Origin of the sequence: Streptomyces sp. NPDC093065 (assembly GCF_044754585.1) — a bacterium.
Lineage (GTDB): Bacteria > Actinomycetota > Actinomycetes > Streptomycetales > Streptomycetaceae > Streptomyces.
Genome location: NZ_JBIVPJ010000033.1, coordinates 1 through 26,005 on the forward strand (window position 1 = coordinate 1; position 26,005 = coordinate 26,005).

Annotated in this window: 19 protein-coding genes and 2 pseudogenes; 8 read left to right on the forward strand and 13 right to left on the reverse strand. The window is 68.3% G+C overall.

The window, feature by feature from the left end; genetic code table 11:
• Positions 1-219 precede the first annotated feature (219 nt).
• Complete coding sequence (locus tag ACIQFU_RS35750) at positions 220-1,152, reverse strand: TauD/TfdA dioxygenase family protein (protein ID WP_402557273.1); 933 nt, start codon at positions 1,150-1,152, stop codon at positions 220-222.
• Entirely contained in the window at positions 1,149-2,648 is a 1,500-nt protein-coding gene (locus ACIQFU_RS35755) for an MFS transporter (RefSeq protein ID WP_402557275.1), read from the reverse strand. The genes ACIQFU_RS35750 and ACIQFU_RS35755 overlap by 4 nt, the downstream gene beginning before the upstream one ends.
• A 172-nt stretch (positions 2,649-2,820) precedes the next feature.
• Here ACIQFU_RS35755 and ACIQFU_RS35760 point away from each other — a divergent pair, with 172 nt between their 5' ends.
• Entirely contained in the window at positions 2,821-3,519 is a 699-nt protein-coding gene (locus ACIQFU_RS35760; RefSeq protein ID WP_402557277.1) for a TetR/AcrR family transcriptional regulator, read from the forward strand.
• Between the two features lie 681 nt (positions 3,520-4,200).
• Here ACIQFU_RS35760 and ACIQFU_RS35765 read toward each other — a convergent pair.
• Positions 4,201-4,989, reverse strand: a complete 789-nt coding sequence (locus tag ACIQFU_RS35765) for a nuclear transport factor 2 family protein (RefSeq protein WP_402557279.1) — start codon at positions 4,987-4,989, stop codon at positions 4,201-4,203.
• Between the two features lie 130 nt (positions 4,990-5,119).
• Between ACIQFU_RS35765 and ACIQFU_RS35770 the strand changes: the two genes are divergently transcribed.
• On the forward strand, positions 5,120-7,318 hold the full coding sequence (locus ACIQFU_RS35770) for an ATP-binding protein (protein WP_402557280.1): 2,199 nt from the start codon (positions 5,120-5,122) through the stop codon (positions 7,316-7,318).
• Positions 7,319-7,504: 186 nt separating this feature from the next.
• Here ACIQFU_RS35770 and ACIQFU_RS35775 read toward each other — a convergent pair whose 3' ends face one another.
• The 4 genes from ACIQFU_RS35775 to ACIQFU_RS35790 all read right to left on the reverse strand — a co-directional run bounded on the left by ACIQFU_RS35775 (position 7,505) and on the right by ACIQFU_RS35790 (position 11,559).
• On the reverse strand, positions 7,505-7,990 hold the full coding sequence (locus tag ACIQFU_RS35775; RefSeq protein ID WP_402557282.1) for a flavin reductase family protein: 486 nt from the start codon (positions 7,988-7,990) through the stop codon (positions 7,505-7,507).
• 215 nt (positions 7,991-8,205) lie between these two features.
• On the reverse strand, positions 8,206-8,478 hold the full coding sequence (locus ACIQFU_RS35780; RefSeq protein ID WP_402557283.1) for a transposase: 273 nt from the start codon (positions 8,476-8,478) through the stop codon (positions 8,206-8,208).
• A gap of 140 nt (positions 8,479-8,618) precedes the next feature.
• Positions 8,619-9,875 (reverse strand): acyl-CoA dehydrogenase family protein, encoded by a 1,257-nt coding sequence (locus tag ACIQFU_RS35785; RefSeq protein ID WP_402557285.1) that lies wholly within the window; start codon positions 9,873-9,875, stop codon positions 8,619-8,621.
• Between the two features lie 1,072 nt (positions 9,876-10,947).
• The gene (locus tag ACIQFU_RS35790) at positions 10,948-11,559 is read right to left on the reverse strand and encodes a TetR/AcrR family transcriptional regulator (protein ID WP_402557287.1); all 612 of its coding nucleotides are present in this window, start codon (positions 11,557-11,559) and stop codon (positions 10,948-10,950) included.
• 344 nt (positions 11,560-11,903) lie between these two features.
• Here ACIQFU_RS35790 and ACIQFU_RS35795 point away from each other — a divergent pair, with 344 nt between their 5' ends.
• Positions 11,904-13,013: a LysM peptidoglycan-binding domain-containing M23 family metallopeptidase gene (locus tag ACIQFU_RS35795; RefSeq protein ID WP_402557289.1), complete on the forward strand. Its 1,110-nt coding sequence runs from the start codon at positions 11,904-11,906 to the stop codon at positions 13,011-13,013.
• A gap of 922 nt (positions 13,014-13,935) precedes the next feature.
• Here ACIQFU_RS35795 and ACIQFU_RS35800 read toward each other — a convergent pair.
• Positions 13,936-14,553, reverse strand: a complete 618-nt coding sequence (locus ACIQFU_RS35800; protein WP_402557290.1) for a TetR/AcrR family transcriptional regulator — start codon at positions 14,551-14,553, stop codon at positions 13,936-13,938.
• Between the two features lie 57 nt (positions 14,554-14,610).
• Here ACIQFU_RS35800 and ACIQFU_RS35805 point away from each other — a divergent pair, with 57 nt between their 5' ends.
• Positions 14,611-15,546, forward strand: coding sequence for an NADP-dependent oxidoreductase (locus ACIQFU_RS35805; protein ID WP_402557291.1), 936 nt, complete (start codon positions 14,611-14,613; stop codon positions 15,544-15,546).
• Between the two features lie 199 nt (positions 15,547-15,745).
• Here the strand turns inward: ACIQFU_RS35805 and ACIQFU_RS35810 are convergent, their stop codons facing one another.
• Together ACIQFU_RS35810 and ACIQFU_RS35815 are read right to left on the reverse strand one after the other, a co-directional pair.
• Complete coding sequence (locus ACIQFU_RS35810; protein ID WP_402557293.1) at positions 15,746-16,921, reverse strand: cation:proton antiporter; 1,176 nt, start codon at positions 16,919-16,921, stop codon at positions 15,746-15,748.
• A 130-nt stretch (positions 16,922-17,051) separates the two neighbouring features.
• Positions 17,052-17,474: pseudogene (locus tag ACIQFU_RS35815) on the reverse strand (cation:proton antiporter); the annotation flags it as partial.
• A 294-nt stretch (positions 17,475-17,768) separates the two neighbouring features.
• Between ACIQFU_RS35815 and ACIQFU_RS35820 the strand changes: the two are divergent.
• From ACIQFU_RS35820 to ACIQFU_RS35835, 4 genes and pseudogenes are all read left to right on the forward strand, one after another.
• A pseudogene (locus ACIQFU_RS35820) lies at positions 17,769-18,563 on the forward strand (IS481 family transposase); the annotation flags it as partial.
• Between the two features lie 193 nt (positions 18,564-18,756).
• Positions 18,757-19,827: a tyrosine-type recombinase/integrase gene (locus tag ACIQFU_RS35825; RefSeq protein WP_402557295.1), complete on the forward strand. Its 1,071-nt coding sequence runs from the start codon at positions 18,757-18,759 to the stop codon at positions 19,825-19,827.
• Between the two features lie 113 nt (positions 19,828-19,940).
• Positions 19,941-22,163, forward strand: coding sequence for a tyrosine-type recombinase/integrase (locus tag ACIQFU_RS35830; RefSeq protein ID WP_402557296.1), 2,223 nt, complete (start codon positions 19,941-19,943; stop codon positions 22,161-22,163).
• A gap of 44 nt (positions 22,164-22,207) precedes the next feature.
• On the forward strand, positions 22,208-22,699 hold the full coding sequence (locus ACIQFU_RS35835) for a hypothetical protein (RefSeq protein ID WP_402557297.1): 492 nt from the start codon (positions 22,208-22,210) through the stop codon (positions 22,697-22,699).
• On the opposite strand, the gene ACIQFU_RS35840 is transcribed toward ACIQFU_RS35835, so the two are convergent.
• The 3 genes from ACIQFU_RS35840 to ACIQFU_RS35850 form a co-directional block, all read right to left on the reverse strand.
• The gene (locus ACIQFU_RS35840) at positions 22,666-24,153 is read right to left on the reverse strand and encodes an ISL3 family transposase (RefSeq protein ID WP_402557356.1); all 1,488 of its coding nucleotides are present in this window, start codon (positions 24,151-24,153) and stop codon (positions 22,666-22,668) included. The genes ACIQFU_RS35835 and ACIQFU_RS35840 overlap by 34 nt on opposite strands.
• Positions 24,154-24,296: 143 nt before the next feature.
• Positions 24,297-24,716, reverse strand: a complete 420-nt coding sequence (locus tag ACIQFU_RS35845) for a VOC family protein (protein WP_402557299.1) — start codon at positions 24,714-24,716, stop codon at positions 24,297-24,299.
• A complete protein-coding gene (locus ACIQFU_RS35850) occupies positions 24,713-25,966 on the reverse strand; it encodes an IS256 family transposase (protein WP_402557300.1) in 1,254 nt (417 codons plus the stop codon). Before ACIQFU_RS35850 ends, ACIQFU_RS35845 begins: the two co-directional genes overlap by 4 nt.
• Positions 25,967-26,005: the final 39 nt, after the last annotated feature.

Below are 26,005 nucleotides of genomic sequence, written 5' to 3' on the forward strand. Positions count from 1 at the left end.
CACTGAACGCCTTCGACATCGCCTTCGACGGCCGCCTGACGGCGGCCCGCCAGTAACCCCAACCACCCTGGTTACACCGCTCGTTTGACAGACCCGGACTGCGGCGGGAGAGTGCCCCAGGGTGATGGAGGGCCGTGGTGGCCGCAACTCACTCCGGGGTGTCAGCGATGTCTCCGTGCAACGGGATCACCGCAGGCCCGCGTTCGAGGACGGCGGGAGTCAGAAGGGACGGTCGCCGATGATGGTGACGCGTTCCATGAGGCGGAAGTCGGGGTAGTAGTCGCTGACCGCGTAGTGTTGCGTCGCGCGGTTGTCCCAGAAGGCGATCGCCCCGGGCTCCCACTGGAAGCGGACTTGGTACTCGGGATGTTCCGCCTGCCGGAACAGCAAGTCCAGCAGGGAGTTGCTCTCCGCCTCCGGCAGACCGGTGATCGCGGTGGTGAACACCGCGTTGACGTACAGGATCTTCCGGCCGGTGTCTGGGTGGGTGCGGACCACGGGGTGCTCCACAGGCCTGGTACGGGCTCGTGCCGCCCGGATGTTCTTCGCCACTTCGCCCTTGGCGTCCTCCGTCACAGCCGGGATCTCGTGGAGGGCGGTCAGTCCGTCGATGCGATCACGGACGTCCTCGGGAAGCCCTTCATAGGCGGCGGTCATGTCCGCCCACAGCGTGTCTCCGCCGACCTCGGGCACCTTGACGGCGCGGAGTATCGATCCCATCGGCGGTGTGGCGCTGAAGCTGACGTCGCTGTGCCAGACGTTCTCGGTTCCGGGACGCGACGCGTCGTGTTCGAGCCGGACCACCTCGGGGATCTCGGCCTTGGGCAGGAAGGGGTGGTCCTCCAGCTCGCCCCAGTTACGAGCCAGGCCGGCCTGCTGGCGGGCAGTCAGCCGCTGGTCGCGAAAGAAGAGCACCTTCCACTCCAGCAGCGCGCGCCTGAGTTCGGCGATCACCTCCGTCGCCGGTCCCTGGGCGAGGTCGACGCCGCGGACCTCGGCACCTATCAGCCGGGAACGGGGAACCAGGTCGAAGTGCTCGTACGGCTTGCCGGTGCCGACGGGGCGGAACTCCCGTGTGAGCAGGGTCGGCCGGAGGGCCCGCGCGGTACGCGTGGCGGCGGACTGTCCGGGCGGTTCGGTCTGGGTGGTCATGTCAGTGACTCCTTGGTGAGGCCGTTCTCCATGAAGGGGGTCACGGAGAGGTCGTTGCGGTGGGTGGTGGCGGCACCGCCGGTGGCCGGGGTGCGGCCGTGCCGCATCGGCAGTGTGGTCAGCAGGGCCAGCAGAGTGGCGCCGGCCGCGAGGACGAAGGCGAGTCGGTAGCCGGTGCCGGCGAAGAGTGATTCGCCCGATCCGACCGGATAGAGGGTGCGTACCGAAGCCAGTACAGATGCCCCGGTGGCCGCGCCGAGTTGGTTGGCGACCGCGACCAGGGCGGTGCCTGTGGCGGCCCGCTCGTCCGGTACGGCGTCGGTGATGAGGTTGGCCAGGGCGACATAGGCGAGCCCGGTGCCCACGCCGAACACGAGCGAGAGCAGCAGGACGACACCGCGTTGGCCGGGCAGGGCGGCGAAGCCGAGCGCACCGGCCACGACGAGCACTTGTGCCGCCAGTGCCGCGCTGCGCGGGCCCCGCCGCCGGGCCAGCAGACCGCCGACCGGTCCTCCGGCGAGCGAGCCGAGCCCCAAGGTGAAGGTCCAGCCGGCCGCGGCCAGTGCCGTAAGCCCGAAGGCGAAGCCGAGTCCCGCGTGGCGCGGGGTCTGCAGGAGCTGAGGCAGCAGATAGGCGACAGTCGACGTACCGGCCGTGGTGAGTACCGCGGTGAGCAGGGTGGTGCGCACCGCCGGTGCGGTGAGCAGGGCGAGGTCGACCGCTGGGTCGGACCTTCCCCTCTCGCGCCGCCAGAAGCCCACCGCCAGGAGTAGCGCCACGGGCAGCGACACCAGGACGCCGGGGTTCGGCCAGCCCGTGCGCACCGCGCTGCCGATGCTCCAGATCAGCACCGCGGCGGACAGCCCCAGCAGGAGTGCCCCGACGGCGTCGAGGCGTCGGCGCGGAGCGGTCGGCACGCCGGTCGAGGGCCGGTCGGCGGGCAGTGCCAGTGCCGCGAGCGGCAGGACGAAGGCGCTCAGTGCGAACAGGAACCAGAAGACCCCGTGGTAGCCGTAGTGGTCGACCAGCGCACCGCCGAGGAACGGCGCGGTGATCCCGCTGATCCCGATACCGCTGGAGACGATGCCCAGGGCGACCGGTACCCGGTGGCGGGGGAAGGTGTCCCGGACGACCGCGTACGCCACCGCCAGAGCCCCGCCGACGGCGCCCTGGAGGACCCGGCCGAGCAGCAGCAACGGCAACGATCCGGCCGTCGCGCACAGCAGCGATCCGACCGCGAAGACGGCCCCGGACCACAGCAGTACCCGCTTCTTGCCCACGACGTCGGCGATCCTGCCGAGCAGCGGGATACACACCACGGCGGCCAGGCTCACGGCGCCCGTGACGGCGTCGGCGCCCGAGCCGCCGAAGGACTCGGTGAGCGAGTGCGCCGCCGGGTAGACGAGGCTCAGTTCCAGCGGTGCCGTCTCGGTGAGCAGGACGAGCACGGCGAGGATGCCCAACTGCCGGAGCCTGGATTCGGGGGACGTGGTCATCGGTGAACTCCTTGTTCTCCGCAGGCGGCCGTACCGGCGACTGCTCCACGCGTCGATTAACCCATGTGGGTCAGGAGGGGTCCATGTACGCCATATTGCAGGTTTGTGTCCCCATGCGACGCCGGGCTCGGGACGGCTCCCGGTGGCCGGCGACGGCTGTGATACTCGCCCCATGACCTTGTCCACCACGAAGCAGCGCCCCCGGCCGGCCCCGGCCTCACGTGCCGACGAAACACGTCTGGCCCTCATCGAGTGCGCTGAGCGGCTGTACGCCGAGCACGGGGTGAACGGTGTTTCCCTGCGGGAGATCGGTGCCGCCGCGAGCCAGCGGAATACCGGTGCCGTGCGCTACCACTTCGGCTCCAAGTCCGCTCTGCTCACGGCCGTCTTCGAGCATCGGATGAGCCGGGCCAACACACACCGCGAGCGGATGCTGGCGGACGCGGACGCGGACGGACGGGGCGGAGACCCGCGCGCCCTGGTGGAGGCATTGGTGCTGCCGTTGGCGATGCTCCTCGGCGAACCCGGCCGGCCGAGCTGGTACGCCAGGTTTCTTGCTCAGACAGCCGCCGATCCACAGTTGGCGGACGCGGTCGGTTACCGGCCCGGCACACCCTGGACCAGCGCGGCGGTCGAAGTCGAGCAACGCGTGCTGCGACATCTGCGCCAGTTGCCCGAGCCTTCGCGCCGGCAGCGCTTCTCGCTTCTGGTCAGCTTCTTCACCCATGCGCTGGCCGACTGGGAAGCACGTCTCACCAGGACCGACCTGCATCTACCGACGCGTCATGAGCTCGCTGAGCACGTCATCAGCCTCGGCACGGCCATGCTGACCTTCGACACGTCCCCCGGAGCCCCGTCCGTCCCGTGGTGAGGCAGTGTCCGCAGCTCCGGACCACGCCCCCGTGGCCACCCCGACCATTCGATCACCACGCGTTGTCGAGATGAGGGAGGCACGGTTGTCGGCCTCGAACCGGGCCGGACTCGCCGAGCCGTCCCGGCGCTGCCTCGGCTACCCGCGCCAGAGCCATGTGGTCCGCTCGTAGACGGCTCGAATCCGGTGCGGATCATGTTGTGGAGAGACGTGTTGTGGTCACCGGGGTCTTCCGATCCGGCCCCGGCGACGATTCATCGGCAGCCGGCAGCCGGTATCCCGAGCCGCCCGCACACGCGCGGCCAGCAGTGCCGACCGGGCGCCGGGCCCGCGGGCTTCCGCAAGCGTTGCGCCGCCGAACATGTCCGCACACTCACCGTTGGCGAAGATGCTCCCGAGCGCGATCATCCGCTTGCCCTCCCAGACGCCGTCGCTGCTGCCCCCGGCCTGCCCACGCACGACGCGCCAGCTCGGTCAAACCCGGCGAGGTGAACCCGGAAGTGGGCATCATCACCGTGGCGAACTCGTGCGCCTGATGGGCTTCGACCAGCCCGACACGTAGCCCAGGGACGAGTGTCGGGCTGGGTCGGCTGGGTCGGGGCCGACGTGCCGGAAGCCACCGGCACTCTCGAATTGAGGGTGGCCCTGACCAGGCCGGATGGCGAAACACTGCTTGGGGTACTAGGCCACCGCTGCGGCCAGGAGGGCCAATGATGCGTCGAGGTCGTCGGTGGAGATGACCGGCAGGCGAGGCATCAGCACAGGGTGTGTGACACCCGTCCAGTCGTAGGTCTGGGTCACCTCGGTGTGCCCGTCGTCGGTCGGGGTGAGCTTCCATGTGAAGCGGTGACCGAGCGGGCGCTGCCCCGGTTGGCCGGGAGCCCAGGCGATGATCCGGTTCTCGGTGAAGGCGACGACGTGGTTTTCCATCCGGTTGTCGCCGCTGACCATGACGAAAGTGTCGCCGACGGCGTTGAGCGAGACAGAGCCCTCCACCTCCCGCAGGCGGCCGACCGCGTCGAGTTCGGGGTGGCTGCGGGGGTCGCGGAGCACGGCGAAGATCCGTTCGGCCGGGGCGTCCAGCACCCGGGACACCGTGATGTGGGTCGGGCCGTCCGTGATGACCGGGTCGGGGTAGAACCGGGCCCATGCGATGCGGCCGTCGCGGGTGGTGAGGATGACCGGGCCGCGCAACAGGACCGTCGCCCCGGTCGAGGCGGTTCCCCGGTACTCCCACTCCGACCACAGCTCGTCGCCGTTCTGGGCATGGCGCAGGATTTCGACCTGCAGGTCGGGCAGCCCGGCCAGGATTTTCGTCCAGTTCGCGGCGACCTCGCCGGTACCGATGAACCCTTCGGCCGGACGCAGGGGCCGTTCGGCCACGTAGTCGTCGGTGAAGCAGCCGGCAATCCGCTCCGGGACGTGGGAGTTGATCGCGTCGCGCAGTGCTTGAAGGGCCTGGGGGAGCATGCCTTCGATCTCCTAGCGGTGGTTCGTTGGGTCACGTCGATCATGAACATCGGGGGTAGTGGCTGACAACCGGACATCGCTCAGACAGCGTCCGGACAGTACGTCGGCTCTGGCGGGCATAATCGATCTCGTGAACGATTCGGTGGGAGTGGTGCGGACGACGAGTAGTTTCGCGGCCGTGCTGCGTGACCTGCGCGAGAGTAGGTCGCTGACCCAGCAGGAGCTGGCAGCCGCCGCAGGATTGTCCGTTGACGCGGTGAGCGCGTTGGAACGGGGACGGCGGACTCAGCCCCAGCCGCACACCGTCCGGGCGTTGGCATCGGCACTGCAGCTCCGCGACGCCGACCGTATGGCGCTGCTGTCCGCCCTGGGCCGAGGGGGGGAGGGGGCCCTCGAAATGCCGTCCCGCACGTTGACGCCTCGCGCACCGTCGCCGCCAAGTGTCGAGGTGGTCGGACGGGACGGCGAGGTGGCGGAGGTCGTCGCCGTCCTGGGCGCCACGCCGGGACGGCTGGTGACGCTCACCGGACCGGGCGGGGTGGGCAAGACCACCGTCGCGTTGACGGCCGCTGCGGTGATGGCCGCGGAGCGCCTGGACGCTGTGTATTTCGCCGACCTGACCGATGTCACCGACCCCGACGACGCCGTGGCCGTCATGGCCCGGGCGGCGGGATCCCACGCCGACACGGTGGACGGCCTCGCCGCCCATCTCGCCGGGACGTCGACCCTGCTCGTGCTCGACAATCTGGAGCGTGTGACGGCCTGCGGCCCGCACCTGGGCGAGCTGCTCGTGGCAGCGCCCGACTTGGTGGTACTGGCCACCAGCCGAGTCCCGTTGCGAGTGCGCCGGGAACGGGAGGTGCGTATCGCCCCACTCGATCCGGCGTCGGCGGTTCGGCTCTTCGGTGAGCGGCTGGCCGCCGCCGGTGCGCCACTCGTCGGGAGTGGAGACGAGGAAGCCGCGGCGCGGCTGTGCCGGCGGGCCGACGGGCTGCCGCTGGCCATCGAGCTTCTGGCCGCGGGGGCCGCTCGTCTCGGACCACGGGAGCTGGTTGAGCGGGACGACCAGCTGACGGACCTGCCGGTGGCGGGCCCACGGGACCTGCCGACGCGGCAGCGCACCATGGCTGCCACGATCGAATGGAGCTGCCGGCTGCTCAGCCCCGCGGCCCAACGCCTGTTCCCCCGGCTTGCCATGATGCCGGGTGCTTTCTCCCTCGACATCATCGACGCGATCGCCGCACCGGAGGGGGCGGGTACGTTGGGCGCGCTCGCCGAGTTGATCGAGCACTCACTGGTCACTCGCGACGACGAGACGGCGCCTGTCACGCGGTACCGGCTGCTGGAACCGGTCCGCCGGTACGCGTTCGAGAGCCTCCAACCTCCCGACCGGGAACAGGTCCTTCGGGGTGTGGCCCAGTGGGCTCTGCGGGCGGCGCGCGGACACGGTGCGCGGATCCGGAGCAGGGGCGACATGACGGTGGTCGAGCAGGTCGAGATCGATCGCCATGTGCTGCGACTCGGCTTCGATCAGCTCGTCGATGCCGGCCGGTACGACGACGCCGCCGAGCTGATGTGGTTGGTGTGGCTGCCGTTGTGGATGTCCGGGCACACCTATGAAGGTTGCGCCTGGACCGGCCGTCTGCGTGAGGACGATCTCAGCGAGCGGGGCAGGGCCCGCTGGCTGGTGGCGTGCGCCGGGTTCAACCGTGTCGCCACCGATTTGTTCGCCACCGCGGAGCGGGCGATGCAACTGGCCGAGCAGATCGACGACGTCTCGCTTGCCGTGGAGGCAGCGATCTTCGCGTCGGCGGCGGCGCTGCGACTGGAGAACTTTGATGGTTCGAGGGCTCTGCTGACCAGAGCGGAGGCCCACATGAAGGAGCAGTTCGACGTGGAGGGCGACGTGTGGGCGGCCGTGCACGTGCCCATCGGCCATGGGGACGGCGCACTGCTGCGCGGCGATCGGTCAGCCGCCACGCGGCACTGGTGGGACGCCGCAGCCAGGGCACGGGAGCTGGGCAGTGGCTTCTCGGTGGCTGTGGTCCTTGCGGAGTGCGCGCAGGCCGCCTGCGGCGAAGGACGCCTGGACGACGCCGCTGTGATGCTCGCCGCAGCCGCCGAGCTGGCCCCCCAACGGAACGGACACAAACCGCGGGCGCACCTGGCGGGCGCGGCCGCGGTCGTGGCAGCCGGCCTCGGTGACATGGCGTCGGCGCAAGACTGGCGGGACATGGCAGGCAAGCAGACGGAGACTGACTCCGACGAGCTCGGTGAGCGGTTCCGGGGACTTGTCCGGCAGGCCGACGCGGTCTTCGGACGGAACTGAGCCCGGCCTCGTCCACCCCGGGTACACCCCTGCGGCAGCCGGGATTCCGAAGCCGGGTACGGGAGGTGGGCCGAAGTGGTGCGGACCCCCCTGCGAGGGGACGACGGCTGCCCGGTCTGGCCGCGACCACCGCGAGCAGGCGATCACACCGAGCAGAAGGCCGCGCCCTGGTCACGCGTCGACCCATCAGGCGAGTTGGCGGAAGGCGCTTGCATGGAAGACGAGCGGGGCGCTCGTGGGGTCGGCGTCGAGGTAGTGGATCTCCAGCAGGGCGATCGAGTGGTCACCCGCTTCGATCTCCCTGTAGAGGGAGCATTCGAACCGGGCCGGAGAGCCCTGGACGAACATCGCTCCGGTGTCGGACACGTCCCAGGGGATGCCGGAGAAGCGGTCGCCGGCCTTGAGGGAAAGCTGACGGGCGTGGGCACTGTGCTGGTGGGAGAGCACGCTGACGCCGATACGTCCGGCCGTCCTCAGCTTCTGCCAGGTGCGTGAGGAGTTCTGTATGGACACGGAGATCAGCGGTGGATCGAGGGAGACCGTGGTGAAGGCACTGACGGCCATGCCCACAGCCTGTCCGTCAATGACGGAGGAGATGGCGGTCACACCGCTGGGAAAGCAGCTGAATGCCGCGCGGAGAGCCGATGCATCGGTGGGGGCGGTGAAGGACATGTTTGTCTCCTGGAGACGAGTACTGACTGCCGGTTTCAGGGGGGAGAGGGCGGGGCCGGTGGGCCATGGTCACCAACCCCGGCGGACGGCTCCGCGCGTGTTTCAGGTGACGGGGCGTACGGAATCTCCCGGCCCCTCGTCACCGGCCGGCGCGGCCAGGGGCCCGTGGGGAATGTCGTAGGACTCCGTCAGGTCCTTCTTGATCGCGGTGTGGTTCAGCTGGACCGGGGCGCGACGGCAGGCGCCGTGTGCGGGTGGACGGAGAGATCTCTCCGGATGCCGCCCACCCGGGAGATGCGCCGCCCGGCCACCGACAGGCGGAAGTCGGAGTACTGCCCGTACCCGGCGTCGGCCACCGCTGTCGGGGCCGACCCCGCCCGGCCGAGGCGCCCTGCGCCGGCCGCCGCCCCTCCCGGTGCCCGAGCTCCCGCAACACCCCGGCGACGCGGTGACCCGCCGGGTCCGCCGTCCGACAGCCGCTCTTTCATCGTCTGGACAGCATGTGCCGCACGTCCACCCACCCGCCCCCGTGCCCCGGACGGTCACAGTCGGCACATAGCCCGGCGGAGCCCTAGCAGCAGTGGTTCAGCCGGGGTCCACCGTGATCGCTCGGGCGTCGAAAGGAGACTCAGGCGCGCATGTAGTCTGCGATGGAGGGCATTTGGCCGGACAGCTCGTACGAGCCGATGAACGCGTTCTTCGCGTCGACGGAGTCGTGGCTGCCGTAGGTGCGGGCGTTGCGCCAGAACCGGTCGAGGCGATACTTGCTCGCGGTGCTGCGAGCGCCCGTCAGGTCGTGGATGCGCGACGTCACGTCCAGCGCCGTCTGGGTGCTGGCTACCTTGCTCCGCATGCCCTGGATGGCCATCTCCGCTGGGTCCGCGACCAGCTCAGGAGCCTCCAGAGCACTGGCAATCGAGACCATCAGCGCTCGGGCTGCGGCGAGTTCGCTGGCCATCTCGCCAATCTGACGGTGCATGAGCGGATCGTTGCCGGCGGTCTTGAACATTGGCATGCCTGGCCGGTTGAGCTGCCGCACGAACGACAGCGCCGCTTCCAGCGCGCCCTCTCCAATGCCCTGCAGGATGCCGGCGTGCAGGCACATGAGAGCACCGAGCCAGTGCGGGAAGTGGGCCGGGTCCATAAGCGGAGATGCATAGTGCCAGCCGTCCGGAACGAAGACGTCACGGTAGGCGATCGTCTGGCTGTAGGTTCCCCGCTGGCCCATGTTGTCCCAGTCGTGCCGCAGTTCCAGCGCAGGATTGTCCAGCCGGATCAACGCATGGTGCTGGGTGGCGTTCTTCAGCTGTTCGTCCTCGCCCAGCAGGGCGAAACCGACGCTCGCGATGTCGCGACCGCCGCCACCGCTGTTGGTGTTGAACGTCTTGACACCGCTGACGACCACTCCGCCCGGAACCCGGCGCCCCACGACCGGCCCCGTGCCGCCGGCCTCGGCGTTGGAGGAGACGAAGCGCCGGCCCTGGTAAAGCAGCTCGTCGGCCAACTGGGCCTTCGTCTGCTGCGGAAGGTCCTCGGAGCTGAACAGATCGCGTGAGACGAGCACCATGGTCGCCCAGCACTGGCCGGTGGAGCCGTCCGCCGCGGACAGTTCGGTCAACACCTCGATCGTCTCCTGCCATCCGCCGTAGGCCGATCCCTCCCACAACCCGCCGAATTCCTTCGGCACGTTCAGGCTGTTCAGTCCGGCTTCACCGATCAGACGCATATTGCGGGTCGGGTCCGCGCCCGTGGTGTCGATCATCACCGCATCCTCGGCCAGAACCGCGCGCAGCGCCCGCGCCCTGTCCAGGGCCTCCTGACGAGACGTCGGCAGAGGAGTACTCTCCGTGTCGACCGAGGTCGTGTGCGTATCGATGTCAGTCATATCAGTTCCTTCTGGCTCTGTGCACCAGGTGCAACGTGTGCAGTGGATTCACCGGGCGGACCGGCCCACCGGGGCCCGGCCACCCTTAGCCGGCCTCAAACCGCCGCTGTCCGGCGCGGTTGGTCACCTCGGACGGAGATCTTCGGCAAGACGCGGAAGGGAAGGGGGCGTGCTGCCCGGTGAGGTTGGAGCTAGGCCCGACTCAGTTAACTGAAACACGAGTGCATCAGTTACGTCAACAACTGATGTATCCGCGTTGCCATCTGTCGTAGGTTGTCAACTTGGCGGTGGGGTGATCGGCGCCCTCGGAAATTACTGAAAGTGACGACTGGTCGACGCAGCGGTCGATCTGCTCGGTACTCGTGCACAGGACGAGCCTGCGTCGCCGCACGAGCCGGATCTCGAAAGACCATGGCGCATCGCAGAGTTCTGGGGGTGTGGGCGTGGCTGCCACCGGCCTGGCAATGGGCCGGCACCTGGAAATGAAGTGGAAGCGCTTGTCCGGCTCATCGGGGATCACAGGTTTCGGGACGGCCGACGCATCGGAGCGGGTGTCCGCGATGGTCCACGCGTTGGATCCGGTCCTGCGCGAGGACGTGATGAGGCAGCTCCGTCAGTGCCCCGAGGCCGAGCTCCGGTACTCAGCCAGGTGGGGGTCACGCGTCGCGGACCGCACTGACGCGCCGTCCTCAGGGAGGACTCTGCGCGTCATGGCCCGCCCGTCGTCTTTTGTCCTCCAGAGCTGTGTGAGCGTGCGGGTGCGCACAGTCACGGAGGTCCGACCCTCAACCGGCCGTCGGAGCGCTCGTAGCGTTCATCGACGCCCACCGGCAGGTGTTCGGAGCCGATCCGCGTGGCCGGCGTCGGGCTCGGCGCCGCGGAATGGGTCAGACGAACTACTGTGCTCAACATCGGCCTCGACCGGCGCCTGCTGTCAACGCATGGAGCCTCCACCGATCCCGGAGCGCCTCAATCGGTCGCGGCCCGGCCAAGCAGGTGCGTGTCGGTCACGGAGTTCGTCATCTCGCCAATGCGCTGACGGCGGGTACCGTCAGCGGCTCCTCGCTCCGTGCTACGGATGAAGCGTCTCGGCCCTTCCTCCGAGCGCGCCGAGCACGGTCCGGGTCAACAAGTCCGTTCTCGCACCCACTTCCGCCACCGAGCCCTCCTCTGCCTGTGTCAGCGGGGGCAACCGTTCGACCTCACACATCAGCGCTCCGTACACCTGGCGACACCAGGACGGGTCGTCAGCAGTGATGACGTCGGCGGCGCGGAGCCGCGAGAACAGCAGATTGAGACCGTCGATCACTTCTTGGGCAAGGATGGCGGCACCGGTCTGCGGGTCGACCACGCTCGCCAATGCCGAACGATGACTGAGTCTGAAGTCAAAGACGATCTCGGTGAGGCGGTGCAGAGCCACCAAAGGCGGGGCCGTCGTCACCCGGGCCTGCTCCAGTGCTCGCAGATACCGCTCGTTGAACCGTTCGTTCAACGCCTCCAGCAGTGCCTGCCGGGAGGAGAAGCGTCGGTGCACGGTGATCCGGGCGAGCCCCGCCGCGTCGGCGATCTGCTCAAGCGTCGCGTTCGCGTCGACTGCAAGCAGCGTTTCTGCCGCTTCGAGGATGCGAGCGGAGCTACGTTCCGCGTCCGCCCGCACACGTTTGGTTCTCGTATCCGCAGTCATGCCACCTCCAGCTTGGAATCTTACCGTACACAGTAACATTGAGATCTCATTTTTCGGCGTAAATGGTGCAGACCTGTTTCAGTTAGCTGGCCGGGGGTGAACCCCAAGCGGCCCGTCTGCCTGGACTCCGACCTCGGTCGAGGCTGTCGCCAGTCCTGCTGTCATGTGCGACCGCCGAGGCGTCCGCGGGCGTCACGGCGTCTCCCATTTATTCCGGCCAACCTCGCTGTCAGGGGGATGGTTCACGGGGAAAGAACGTTCGGTCTTGACAAGTTGGGCAAAGCTGCCTTTACATCAGCAGTGATACCGAACGTTCTACCCATACGAACTTGGTGGTTCTGCTCATGGCTCTCCGTCGCTACTTCATCTTCCTGAGCACCGCCCTAGCGGTCGTGGCCGGCTTGGCGGCCGTGCTGCCAGTAGTCGCCGGAGTCGGGCGTGGTGCTCTCGCTCTCGTGTTCATGGGCGCCGCCGGTGCCGCCGTCGGTGCACACGCCGCCCCCTCCAAGTCCCCTTCGGATGAGCCCACTCGGCTGCTCCGGGGCCCCTACCGCGAGGTTCACGAGGTCGAGCAGGAGAAGGCAGTCCGTGAGGCGACGGACGTACGGACCCGGATCTATTCGGTGCGGGCCGGTGACTACCTTGCGAAGATCGCCGACGAACAGAAGGTCAGCGGTGGCTGGAAGAAGCTCTACGCCGACAACCGGAAGGCCGTCGGCGCCGACCCTTCGCTGATCCGTCCGAACCTCAAGCTCGTCATCGGCGGCAAGAAGACCGGCACATCCGATCCCTCGTCCTCACTGTCCACTTCGAGGCCCGAACCGTCCTCGAAGGAATCGTCCAGCTCGAAGGCGTTTTCCAAGGACTCGTCCGGCTCGGGGGTTTCTACGAAGGAACAGGGTGGCACGGTCGTCCCCAAGCCGTCGTCTCCCGAACCCTCTTCGGCGTCCAAGCCGCCCCCGAAGGAGTCGCCTGCCCCGAAGCATTCCGCGGCGAAGCAGGCCGAGCAGGCACCCCCGGCCAGTCAAACACTTGACGCAGCAGGCGGCTTTACCGCGCCGGCCTCCAGCATCCCACTCGGCACCGGCTACAAGGACGGAGGCAGCCTGTGGTCCAGCGGCCACCACACCGGAGTCGACTTCCTGGCGGCAACCGGCACTCCGCTGAAGGCGGTCGGCGCGGGCACCGTGGTCTCGGCCGGCTGGGGTGGCGCGTACGGCAACCAGGTCGTCATCCGGCTCGCCGACGGTTACTACGCCCAGTACGCGCACCTGTCCTCGCTCTCCGTCTCCGGTGGTCAGACGGTGACCGCGGGCCAGCGGATCGGTCTCTCCGGCGCGACCGGCAACGTCACCGGCCCGCACCTGCACTTCGAGATCCGCACCACGCCCGACTACGGCTCGGACGTGGACCCGGTCGCCTATCTTCGTGCCAAGGGTGTCACCGTCGGCTGACGTGGGTGCTGCACCGGCGTTTGACGAGCGAATCGACACCTCGTGCCGGGGAGGGCACAGGGACAATCCGCGCACAGGGCACCCACACACGGTCGTCGGGTGTCGTGATCGTACAGATGCACTTCAACGCGGCAGCGTCCCAGGGGGAGTGGCCACGGATCCGGGCGGCCCCCGACAGCGTGATCAGCCATCAAGCGCATAGATCAACTACCCAGGTGTGCTTCTCAGTTGCTGTCGATGCGGCCACCTGATGCGGGATCAGCTCGGAAAGGTCATTGTTGACTTTGGAGAGAACTCAAGGCAGACTCCCTCTACAGGGAGAACGTTCTGTCTTGTTATTGGGCGGAGACTCATCACTCCTGCACGCGAATCGTTCACTCCGTGGCGCCACTGACGCCGGGCCTCCGCGAGGGGTCACGCAAGGAAGCGACGCTCCCCACCAGCTCCACGGGCCTGGTCCGACACCCCCCCTAGTTGTATTGGACATGAACGTTGTTGACGGCGGGCAGGTAGGTCGGCCCGTCAGTCGCTTGGGTCACGCTGGAAGGCAGTTGGGGCCGGTTCGTGCTGCTCCGGCGCGGTGGTGGCACGCTCGGGCTGCTGTCGGCCGGTCCGCGGCTGCGGCCGGTGAGAAGGAGGTGCCTCGACGGCTGCGCAGGCTCGTACAGATCGAGCTGTCCGCCGACGCACTGGATTGGTCACTATCAGAAGTTGCTCGCCAGCGGTGTGCCGGTACGCCCGTCGAAGGGCCGACCGTGGGAGCGTCGATGCAGGTTGCCCCAGGCGGCTTCACCGCCGACTCCAGCCGAGGGTGACGTGAGGACCATGCACCTGACCGTACCGAGCGGTCATCTGATCGCTGGTAGTGCCGATCGGTACCACCGCGCTGGCATCTGACGAGCGGACGGTAGATGACCCGGGCTCAGGCCAGCCGGTCGGTGGGCCTGAGGCCGTCGAGTAGGAGGTTCAGCAGGCGACTAGCCAGGTCTTCGCGCTTGGGTCGGGGGGCCACGGTGAAGATGCCGATGAGAGAGGCGGCGATGTCTTCGGCGGTGACGTCGGAGCGGAGGTCGCCTGCCACAGTGCCGGCGTCGAGGATCGTGGTGATGGCTGTCAGGAGCTCGGTCCGGGTCTGGGCATGGGCGATGTCGCCCGACTCGATCATCGCGAGCAGCGTGTCGAGCATGCCGTTCTTGGTCGCGATCCAGTCCCCGAACAAGTCCATCCAGCGTCGCATCGCTGTGGCCGGGGGCAGCTGGCCGAGCAGTTCATGGGCACCGGTCGTCAGCCGTCTGACTTGGTCCTGGTAGATCGCATCGACCAGCGACTCGCGGGTGGGGAAGTGCCGGTAGAGCGTGCCGATGCCGACCCCGGCCTCGCGGGCGATCGCGCGCATCGACGGCTCGGCGTCAGCCGACGCGAACACGCGGGTCGCCACCGCGAGCAACTGGTCTCGGTTACGGGCCGCGTCCGCCCGGGGCGCGCGTATCTCCGACCCATTCGAAACGGAGCGCGCTCCGGTTGTGTTACGGTCATTCATGTAAACGGAGCATAGTCCGTTTCGATGCTCTCGCTCAATCCAAGGAGACAGGCGCACATGCAGGAACAGAACAGCAAGGCGGTCCGGCTCGAGTCATTCGGCGGCCCCGAGGTCCTGGGCGTCCAGGAGATTCCCGCTCCGCAGGCCGGCCCCGGACAGGTCCGTGTGCGCGTCTCCGCGGCTGGTTTGAACCCGATGGACTGGTTCATGACCGCTGACGCGGACACCGCCGCCCGGTTCGGCTTGAGCCTCCCGACTGGGTTCGGGACCGACTACGCGGGAGTGGTCGATCAGGTCGGCGACGAGGTCAGCGGCTTCGTGCCCGGCGACCGGGTGTTCGGGGGCGCCCTGTCCCGCGCGGTCGCCGAGTTCGTGGTGGTCGACGCGGCCGGGGGAACCGCGGCGAACGAGGCGTACCACACGCCCGATGGCGTCGACGACCGCACTGCCGCCACCCTCACGATCGCCGGCCGCACAGCAGCCGCCGCCCTCGCCGTGGTCAACCTCGGCCCCGACGACACCGTGCTGATCGGCGGCGCCGGAGGCGGGGTCGGCGTGTTCGCCGTCCAGCTGGCCCGGATCGCGGGAGCACGTGTCGTCGGGACGGGATCGGCGACATCGGCCGACTTCCTGCGCGATCTGGGAGCCGAACCCGTCACCTACGGAGACGGGCTGGCCGACCGGGTTCGTGCCCTTGTACCCGGAGGCGTCACCGCCGCCCTCGACCTGCACGGGACAGAAACCGTCCACACAGCACGGGAGCTCGGGGTCCCGGACGACCGCATCTGCACCATCGCCGGTCAAGTCGACGGGGTACCTGCGGCCAACGGCGCGAGCGCGACCCCCAGCGACCTGGACGAGATCGCCCGCCTGGTCGCAGCAAGCCAACTCCGGGTCCCAATCGAGGCGAGCTTCCCGATCAAGGAGATCCGCGAAGCGGTCGAGCTCCAGGCCAGCCGGCGCGTGAAGGGCAAGATCGTCGTCGACCTCTAGCCACACCGGAAGGTGCAGGTAGTGCGGCGGCGGGCCCTGCCGTTGCAGGCACTCGGCACGAGCGATGGCCGGTTCGCTCGCGCAGTGGACGCCTGGGTAGGACCGGCAAGCTGATGCCCCGCGCATCGCCACGCGCCCGTGGGGATTCCTCCATCGGCTGCGGCGGGCCGGCCCGGGTAGGCGCGTATGCCCACTGCCGCTACTCCTGGTCGCCGCCGGTGCGGTCGCTGACGTGCTGCAGCCTGGCTTCCTCCAGGTCCAGGATGTGCTGGGTGTCGTTGAGGGCGCGCGCGCTGAACGTGCCGTCCGCGCGAGCCTGCAGGAGCGCGGTGTGTTCCGCGGCCATGACGGCCAGGCGCAGCCTCAGATAGACCTGGTGGGCCTCGGGGGTCGGCCTGGGCTGCTGCTCGTCACCGGGGCGGATGGGCCGGATGAGGCTGTCCTCGCGGACCTGGGACACGATCTGGGGATCGATGTCGTCGCGCATGGCCTTTTCGTCAAGCACGTCGCTAGCCGCGTTCGACAACCTGGCGACCAATTCCACGCATTCCTTGCGCAGACGTGCGGGGTCGTCGCCGGGGACCTTCAGGGTACGGATCACGGCCGGCAGTGACAGGCCCTGCAGGAGCAGGGTCGCCGCGGCCACCACGAACGCCATCAGGATCAACTGCGGCCGGTAGGGGGTGTCTTCTGGCAGGGTCTGGGCCGCGGCCACCGTGATCGCGCCGCGCATCCCGGACCAGGCGAGCACGACCCCGCCGCGCCAGCCGAACGTCTCGGTGAGGCGGAACTCGATGTCGGCGCCGACTCGGGCGACCCGGCGCTCGATGCGCTCCTTCTTGCGCGTCCCGAACCGATCGGCGAAGTCGAACGTCGCCAGGCGCTTCTGCCAGCCCTCCATGAACGGCTTGGCCGCGGCGGCTTTGCGCTCGTCGCGGCGCACCATCGCCACCAGCGGGGCCACGAAGACCATGCGGACGACGATGACGAACCCGGCCAGGGCGAGCCCATAGAGGAAGGCCCGCCACGCACCCATGCCGTTGGCGTGCGTGTGCGCCTCGTCGATCAGCGTCTTCAGGCTCAGCCCCATCAGCAGGAAGATCGCGCTCTCCAGAAGGAATGCAAGCGTGCGCCAATTCATCTCCTCACCGAGCCGATCCTGCGCGCGCAACAGCCGAGGTGCGAGATGCCCAGTCACCAGGCCCGTCACCACCACCGCCAGGACCCCCGACGCATCGAACTCCTCCGCGGGCACATACGCCACGAAGGGCACCACGAACGAGATCGCCGCGTTCAGGACGGTGTCGTCGAGCAGGGCTCGAACCTTGACGTTCACCACGCCGACCACCACGCCGACCACCACCGCGATCACCACGGAGAGCACGAACTTGCAGGCCACGCTCCACACCGACACCGAAGCGGCCAGTGCGGCGATCGCCCGAACGCAATAGCACCAGGGCCGACGCGTCGTTCACCAATCCCTCACCCTCCAGCAGGGTCAACAGGCGCGAGGGCAGGCCCAGTTTGCGGCCCACCGACGTCGCCGCGACCGCGTCGGTGGGGCTGATCACAGCACCGAGCGCGAACGCCGCAGGCCAGCCCAGGTCCGGGACCAGCAGGTGCGCAAGCCAGCCCGCGCCCAGCGTCGTGACCACCACGAGCAGCACGGCGAGCCCGCCGATGGACCTGATGTCGCGGCGGAAGTCCGTCGCGGGCATGTTCACCGCGGCCGAGTACAGCAGCGGCGGGAGCACACCGGCGATCACCCACTCCGGCTCGACCTCCAGCACCGGGACACCCGGTACGAAGCTCAGCGCGATACCCACCACGACCAGGCTGAGCGGCGCAGCAAGGCCGAGCCGCTGCGAGAACGCCGCGACCGCAACGATGCTCGCGACACCCACCACAGCGATCAGAGTCACTTCCATGCGGGCATTCTCACCGGTATCGCCCTGATATCGCCGTGGGCGCAGTCCTGTGTCCCCACCACCGCCGCCGCGCACTCACGCTCGCGCGATGAGCGACAAGGGTGACCTGAACCAGTGTCTCGTCGGATGGAAGGTCTTGGCGGGCGAGAAGTCCGGAGAGGACGCACCTCAGCCACCCAACTATCCAGCAATCCCGGCGCGGTGCGTATGTGACCGGCCACCACGTCGGGAACCGGCACGACATACCCGGGCGCGACCCCAGGCCCCAGCACCTTCTCCACGAAAGACGTCAGCATGGCTCACCCGAACGCTCGCCTCACCGTCCACTGCAGACGTCTCCTGGTCGACCGGGTGCGATCGGGCCGTCCAGTCGCGCACGTCGCCGACGAAATGGGCATCTCCCGCGCCACCGCCTACAAGTGGGTCCGCCGCTGGCGAGCCGAAGGCGACGCAGGGCTCTTCGACCGCTCGAGCCGCCCCCTGACGACACCCCACCGCACGCCCGCAGACATCGAGAACCGCATCTGCGAACTGCGGCGCGAACGCAAGCTCGGCCCCGCACGCATAGGACCGATCCTGACAATGCCCGCCTCAACGGTCCACCGCGTCCTGACTCGACACGGCCTGAACCGTCTCCGCTGGATGGATCGGCCCACCGGCCAGGTCATCCGCCGCTACGAACGCGAACGTCCCGGTGAGCTCATCCATGTCGACATCAAGAAGCTCGGCAACATCCCCGACGGCGGCGGTCACCGCATCATGCCCAGGCAACAAGCCCTCGCCAACCGGCAGGCCACGACCGCCGCGCGCAAGGGCGGCAGCCCCGTGATCGGCTACAGCTTCGTCCACTCCGCCATCGACGACCACTCCCGACTCGCCTACAGCGAGGTCCTGACCAACGAGCGCAAAGAGACCGCCGCCGCGTTCTGGCAGCGCGCGAACGCCTTCTTCACCGCTCACGGCATCACCGTCGAACGCGTGTTGACCGACAACGGCTCTTGCTATCGATCCCGGCTGTTCGGACAAACCTTGAGCGCGGCCGGCATCGTCCACAAACGCACCCGGCCGTACCGTCCACAGACGAACGGGGGTCTGTCAAACGAGCGGGTCTGTTCCGTAATCGGTGGTGACGGAGGGTGTGGTCAGCCCAGGAGGATGCGGTGGCGGAGGAGGGGGAAGCTCGCGCGGCCGTACATCTGGCGTTTGATCAGCTTAAAAGTTACGTGGAATCTGTCCGGGGTGATCATGTCTCCCCGGTGCAACCACGGACTTGGGAGATGGCTTGAACGGCACGACGGTGCTGACGGAGAAGTGGCCGGTGCTGGGCCGGCACGAGCAGGCAGCGGTGTGGCTGCAGATCTGGACTGATCTCGGTCGGGCGCCGAGGACGATCGACGCCTACGCCCGCGGGCTGGCCGAGTACCTGGTGATGTGCGAGCGGGAGAACGTCGAACCGGTCACCGCTAACCGCGCCCACATTGCGGTCTATGTAAGGGAGCTGACATCGCGGCCGCACCGCCGAGGGGCGAACGTGGTGGCAATCGACTCGGGGTCGGGGCTGGCCAACGCCACCATCCAGCAGCGCCTGGTGCCGGTCCGCTTGTTCTACGACTTCCTCATGGAGGAGGGCCTGCGCGAGTCGAACCCGGTCGGCCGCGGACGCTACACCCCTGGGCGCCAGCAGGGCGGGCAGCAGCGCGGACTGGTGCCGCGGCTCACGAAGCTGCCATGGATCCCCAGCGAACAGCAGTGGCTGGGAATCCTGCAGGTCGCGCGAGAGGAGTCGGTCCGCAACCGGGTGATGCTGGCCCTGGCCTACGATGCCGCGCTGCGGCGAGAGGAACTGTGCTCGCTGCGTACCGACGACCTCGATCCGGCTCACCGGACGCTGAGGGTGCGGGCGGAGACGACGAAGAACCGGCTGGAGCGGGTGGTGCCGTACTCGGCGTCGACCGGCGTGCTGATGTCGGCCTACCTCGCCCACAGGGCCACAATCAGCCGGGCCAGGGGGCCGCTGTTCCTGTCGGAATCCCGGCGAAACCACGGACAACCGCTGACCCTGTGGACCTGGTCGAAGGTGGTCCGCATGATCGCCCTGGCGGCCGGTGTCCCGCGGTTCTCGACCCACACCACCCGGCACCTGTGTCTGACCGATCTGGCCCGGATGGGCTGGGAGCTGCACGCGATCGCATCCTTCGCCGGCCACCGCAACACCGACTCCACGCTTCAGTACATCCACCTGTCCGGCCGGGACCTGGCCGACAAGCTCGCCCGCGGCATGGAGCACATCCACGCGTGGCGAATAGAGGCGCTCACCTCCCCGAACGGCACGGCAACGGAGACGGCACGGTGAACACATCTCGCCTGGCCCTGCCAGCTGAGAACGGGCCTGAACGCTGGTCCTGGCCGATCATCCCGGACCACTATGACACTACTGTCGAGGTCCGACCCGCCGAGGCGGTGGCAGTGAGCGAACTCGGGGTGCGGAATCTGCGCCGGCTCAAGGACCACGATCCGTCCGCTGCCGGCTGGCGGGTGATCCACCGTCTGATGGTCCCGCTGGAGGCGGTCAACGCCGCTCTGGACTCGCCACCTACCCCGCACCGTCGACGCGCGATGCTCGACGTGATCGCTTTGCTGCTGACGCGCTGCGCGGAGACTGGCCGAAGCTTTTGGGGATGGACCTCGCAGGAGTGGATCCATCTGCTCGGCCGCAACCAGACCGAGTTCCACGAGCACGCCCCGGGCTGGGTCAACGACGAGGTCCGCCCCTATCTCGCCGCGCACGCATACCTGCTGGGCTCCTTCAACGAATTCCACCGGCTCGGCAGCTTTCAGCGACTCACACTGTCCTGGCGGGTCTTCGGACGCGGCCTGGTGACCAGCGAGATCGCCCGCATCCGCGCCGTCCTCGCTTCCTGGGGCTATCAACTGGGGCGGGACGACGACACGCTCCTGCCGATGGTCGTCTGCCAGCTGCTTCTCCTCAATCGGAGCCCGCACCTGGAGGATCTCGACACCTCGCTGTTCGAACGAGTTCGGCGCGAGAAGATGCTGGCCGGCTCCCAGCGCTACACCCTGCACGCCACACAGCGGGCGGTTGCCGAACTCGGATTCTGTGATCCTCCGCAGCCCATCACCGGCCGCCAGTCGGCACGGGCGACCGGCGGCGCGAAGACGTGGGAACAATGGGTCGATCGCTGGCACGCCACCTCTACGCTCACCCCCGGCGTCCGCGGCGCCATGCGCTCTGCCCTCCTCAGGGTGGGCCGGTGGATAGCCGCGGAACAGCCCGACACTGCTGACCCGACACTCTGGACGCGGCAGACCTGCGCGACCTGGATCGCCGCCGTGGACCGGATGAGGGTCGGCGACTACGTTCAGCGGACGGCCGGCCTGGGAGACCGTCTCGGCAAGCCGCTCGAAGCCGCGACCAAGGCCGCGCAGATCACCGCGCTGCGAACGTTTTTCAGGGACTGCCAGGAATGGGAGTGGCTGCCGCGTGGCTTCGACCCACTGCGCGCGCTGGCGATCCCTCGCAGCATCACGGCCCTCCTCGGCCCCGACCCGCGGGTGATCGCCGATGAGGTTTGGGCGAAGCTTCTGTGGGCGGGCTTGAACCTGGAAGCTGCAGATCTTCCGCAGTCCCAGGCCGGCCAGTTCTACCCCTTCGAACTGGTCCGAGCGGTCACACTGACCTGGTTGTTCTCCGGACAACGCAGCAATGAGATCGCCCGATTGAGGGTGGGCTGCATCCGTTGGCAGCACGATGGCACCCCCATCACCGGTGACTCCCAGGAGGTCCTTGCCCGCGACACCGTCTGTCTCCTCGATGTCCCGCCCCACAAGACCGGCACCGCTTTCACCAAGCCGGTTGACCCAATCCTCGGCCAGGCCGTCGACGCCTGGCAGGCCGTCCGCCCGGATCAGCCGAAGTTCACCGACCGCCGCACCGGCGAGCGCGTCGACCTGCTGTTCGCCATCCGGGCCCGCCGCGTCTCCACGCACTACATCAACAACACGATCATCCCGATGCTTTGCCGCAAGGCCGGAGTCCCGGATGCCGACGTCCGCGGGAACATCACCAGCCACCGGGCCCGGTCCACCATCGCTAGCCAGCTCTACAACGCCAAGGAACCGATGACGCTGTTCGAACTGCAGGCCTGGCTCGGACACCGATCCCCGCAATCCACTCAGTACTACGCGAAGATCACACCCAACACCCTCTCCAAGGCCTACTCCGAAGCTGGCTACTTCGAGCGCAACGTGCGCACCATCGAGGTCCTGGTCGACCGCGACGCCGTCGCCTCCGGCGCCGCCGCAGCCGGTGAGCCCTGGCAGCACTACGACCTCGGCCACGGCTACTGCAGCTACACCTTCTTCGAGCAATGCCAGCACCGCATGGCCTGCGCACGCTGCGACTTCTACAGCCCGAAGGAGTCCACTCGATCCCAACTCCTCGAAGCCAAAAGCAACTTGCAGAGAATGGCCGTGTCCATCCCGCTGACCGACGATGAGCAGGCAGCCGTCGAGGACGGCCAGGCGGCCTTGGACCGGCTACTCGACCGCCTCGCCGACACACCCACTCCGGCCGGCCCGACACCACGCGACCTGGACCTGCCGGCGACAGCCCGTCTTCTGCCGCTCGTAGACGTCCGACAGGGCGGGGCAGGCACCGCACCGCGCTGATATCGGAGTGCGCACAGGCCCAAGAGAGTGTCACAGTCACTGCCGTGACCTTGATGAACGTGCTCGTCGACTTCGCCCGAACCGGCCGGGTCGGTCCTCTTCACTGCGGGATGCCCCTGACCGAGGCTGAGGACCTTCTCGGCCCGGGGCGCCCGCACCCCGCCCACATCATGAAGGGGCCCGATATCGACGGCTACCCCTACTCCTGGAACGGGCTGCGACTGGTGGTCACGCAGCGGGCCGTCAGTGGCATCTGGATCAACCTCTGGCCTGGTTCGACCGCCAAACTCCCACCGCTCGTCCTGCCCGATTCCGAGTCATTCGAGGCCACCGTGCTCCGCGAGGAATTGGTCACTGCCCTCGACACCGCCGGCTGCCACCACGAGGTCAACCCTGTCCTGACCTTCGGTGAGCAGTCGAGCATCCTCACCCAGCCGGCCGAGGTCTGCGCTGTGCTTAGCCTGCCTGGCCGGGACCACCACGTTCCGCACCACGATCGGCACTACCTCGACGTGATGCACAAGCACACGGCTTGACATCGCTGATTCCACAGAATGGTCTTGTTGTTGACGCCTTCGGTGCCGCCGTTGTGGTGCGGCAGGGTGAGGGCGGCGTCGACTGCGGCGCGGTCCTTCTCGATGCCCCGGGTGAAAGTATGCAGGTGGGGCAGGTCCTCCTCCTGGACCGAAGTGATCCAGGTGCTCAGTCGGGTGGCATTGCCGTCGGCTGGGTCCAGTAGCGCGGCGAAGCGGTGGATGAGGTCGGCCAGAGCGGTCATCTCGTGGCAGGCGGCTCGGGCGGCCTCGATCCGTTCTCGCTGGTGAGTCTTGATGTGGTCGGGGCGGGTGAGGAGGTAGCGGGCCAGGCGTCGAGGCGAGAGGGCGGGTCGGTCGGCCTCGACGCGGCCCTGGTTGATGTAGCGGACCAGGAGGTTCGAGCTGCCGGTGTAGCCCAGTTCCCTGATCTCCCGGAGGAGATGTGTGACGGGGACGGCCGGATTCTCCAGTCGGCGCTGGGGCAAGTGGTCGCGGTAGGGATCCACCAGGGTGGGCCGGTACTTGGGGGCACGTATGAGGCGCTCGGGCTCGGCGACACGGTTGTAGCGCTTGACGGTGTTGAGGGCAAGATTCAAGCGCCGTGCGCACTCCAGCAGGCCGACTCCGCGCTCACGCAGGGCGTGGATCTGCTGCCAGCGCTCACGGGTGGTGGCGGCCTGTCTCCCCTCGGTCGGGGGCGGGCCCGCTTTCGCCCAGCAAGCGCTGTGCACTGCGACTTCCTTGTGGACGGTCTCGGCGAGGTTGTGCCACAGGTGCCAGCGGTCGCTGATCTGGACCGCGTCGGGCAGGGCTCTGCGGATCGCCTCGGCATAGGTGGTCGATCCGTCCCGGCACACGGCCTCGATGCTCGGATGTGTGCGCAGCCATGCCTCCAGGACGGCGGCCTCACGGCCAGGTAGTACCTCGATCCGCTGGCCGGTCTCGGCGTCGATAATGATCGTGGCATAGCTGTGCCGGCGCCGTAGGGCGAAGTCGTCGACCCCGATCACCCGCGGAATGTGCACCACAGGCACGGGCACACGCCGCAGCAGCCGCAGGGCGGAGGCGTACGAGAGGGGCGTCGCCAGTGACTTGGAGAGTCGGGCGGAGGCTCGGCCACATAACTCCTTGACCAGCCCGGAGAGCTGGCCGGTCAGACGTGTGGTGCGGCGCTGATGGCGTTCCAAGAGCCCGGGAACCTGCTCTCGGAAGGTCTGCTGCCTGCAGCCGAGGACCGGACAGACCAGCCGCCGTATCCTCACCCGGACGACGACTTGCCTGCCATCGATCGGTACATCCCGCACCGTCCGGCCGTGATACGCGTGGACCCTCCCCGTCACCACCCCGCACACAGGACAGGGAACGGGAACATCCCGGGTCCGAGCCGAAACCAGCACTACCTCGCCACTGTCCGCCACATCCTCGATGACCAAGGCTGACAACCCCGAAAACACCGTTCCCACAAGCGCGTTCGCATCAAGCACGCTCGATGATCACAGACTGAGACTCACCGTTACCACCGACTACGGAACAGACCCGAACGATTTACAGTCCCACGAACGGCAAGGTGGAGCGAGCAATTGTCAATACCTGTGGATCAGTTGAGCTCGGGTGAGTTGATCGCGACGAGCTCGACCTCGAAGCCGTCGATGTTCTCCAGGTAGGCCGCGTAGTGCTGTGTGCCGCCGGCGTGCGGGTGCAGTTCGGCGAACATCAGGCTCCAGCCGTGCTGGGCCGCTTCAACGGCCAGCTTCTCGACGGTAGTGGCGTCCTCGACGTGGAAGGCCAGGTGGTTCAGCCCGGGTCGGCGGCGGTCATACCGGTCGGTGGTGAGGGCCCGGGACTGTTCGAGGACGAGGTAGGTCGGCCCGAGCAGCCAGCTGCGGCCGGTGTCCCAGCTCTGCGAGACGGTGTAGCCCAGCGTCTGAAGCAGCCAGCCGAGTGAGACGAGGGCGCGGTCGAGGTCGGAAACCCAGATCTCGACGTGGTGCAGTGCCCCGTGCGTGGGCCGGTTCACGCGGCCACCGACTCCTCGCGCTCGACCAGGTCACCATTCTCGAACCTGGCGCCGGAGCGGACCAGAGCGACGAGGTGGGGTGCGGTGATCGCGCGCCAGCGATCCTGGGCGGACTCGACCAGCTTGAACACCATCGCGAGGGCGGCGGCCGGGCTGCCGGCCCCGCGGGTGACCTTGGTCCGCAGTTTGACCGTGGAGAACGTGGACTCGATGGGGTTGGTGGTCCGCAGGTGGATCCAGTGCTCGGCCGGGAAGTCGTAGAACGCCAGCAATTCCTCGGCGTCGTCGGTGATCTTCGCGACGGCCTTGGGCCACTGCGCGCCGTAGGTCTTCGCGAACGCCTCGATCGCCTTCTCCGCGTGAGAGCGGTCCTCGGCGTTGTAGATCTCCTGCATGGCCTTCGTCGCACCTGGCTGTGCGGACTTCGGCAGGGCGTTCGTGACGTTGCGGGCCTCATGGACCCAGCACCGCTGGTGCCGGGCGGCGGGGAACACCTCGGCCAGGGCCTTCCACAGACCCATCGCGCCGTCACCGACGACGAGTTCCGGGTCGCGCATGCCCCGCTGGCGGCAGTCGCGCAGCAGGTCGGCCCACGACTCGGTGGACTCGCGCAGTCCCTCGGCCAGTGCGATCAGTTCCTTGGTGCCGTCCAGACGCACTCCGAGCAGCACCAGCACGCAGGAGTGGGCCTGCCCGAGCCGGACCTTGGGGTGGACACCGTCCGCCCACACGTAGACGAAGTCGCGGTCCGACAGGTCTCGCTGCTGGAAGGTGGCGTGGTCGTCGCTCCACTGCCTGGTCAGCCGGGTCACCGTGGCCGGCGACAGGTCGGCCGTCGAGCCGAGGAACTGCTCCAGCGCGGGCACGAAGTCCCCGGAGGACAGTCCGTGCAGGTAGAGCAGCGGCAGGACCTCGGAGATCTTCGGGGACTTGCGGCACCACGGGGCCAATATCTTGGAGGAGAACCGCTTGCGCTCGCCGGTGGCCTCGTCGATGCAGCGGTCGTTCACCCGGGGCGCCGCGACCTCGACCGGACCGGCAGCAGTGGCCACGGTGCGGGGCCGGTGGCGGCCGTTGCGGACCACCAGGCGGCGCCCGCGCTCGTCCCGCTCGGCGGCCAACTCGGCTGTGTACTGGTTGACTTCCGCCTCCAGCGCGGCGGCAAGCATCCGGCGGGCGCCCTCGCGCACGATCTCGTCGATCAGGGAACCGGACTCGGTGGAACCATCGGCATTCACTACGCTGAGCACGGGCGTGCCTTCCCGACCCGCGCTGCGAACGCGGGCCTA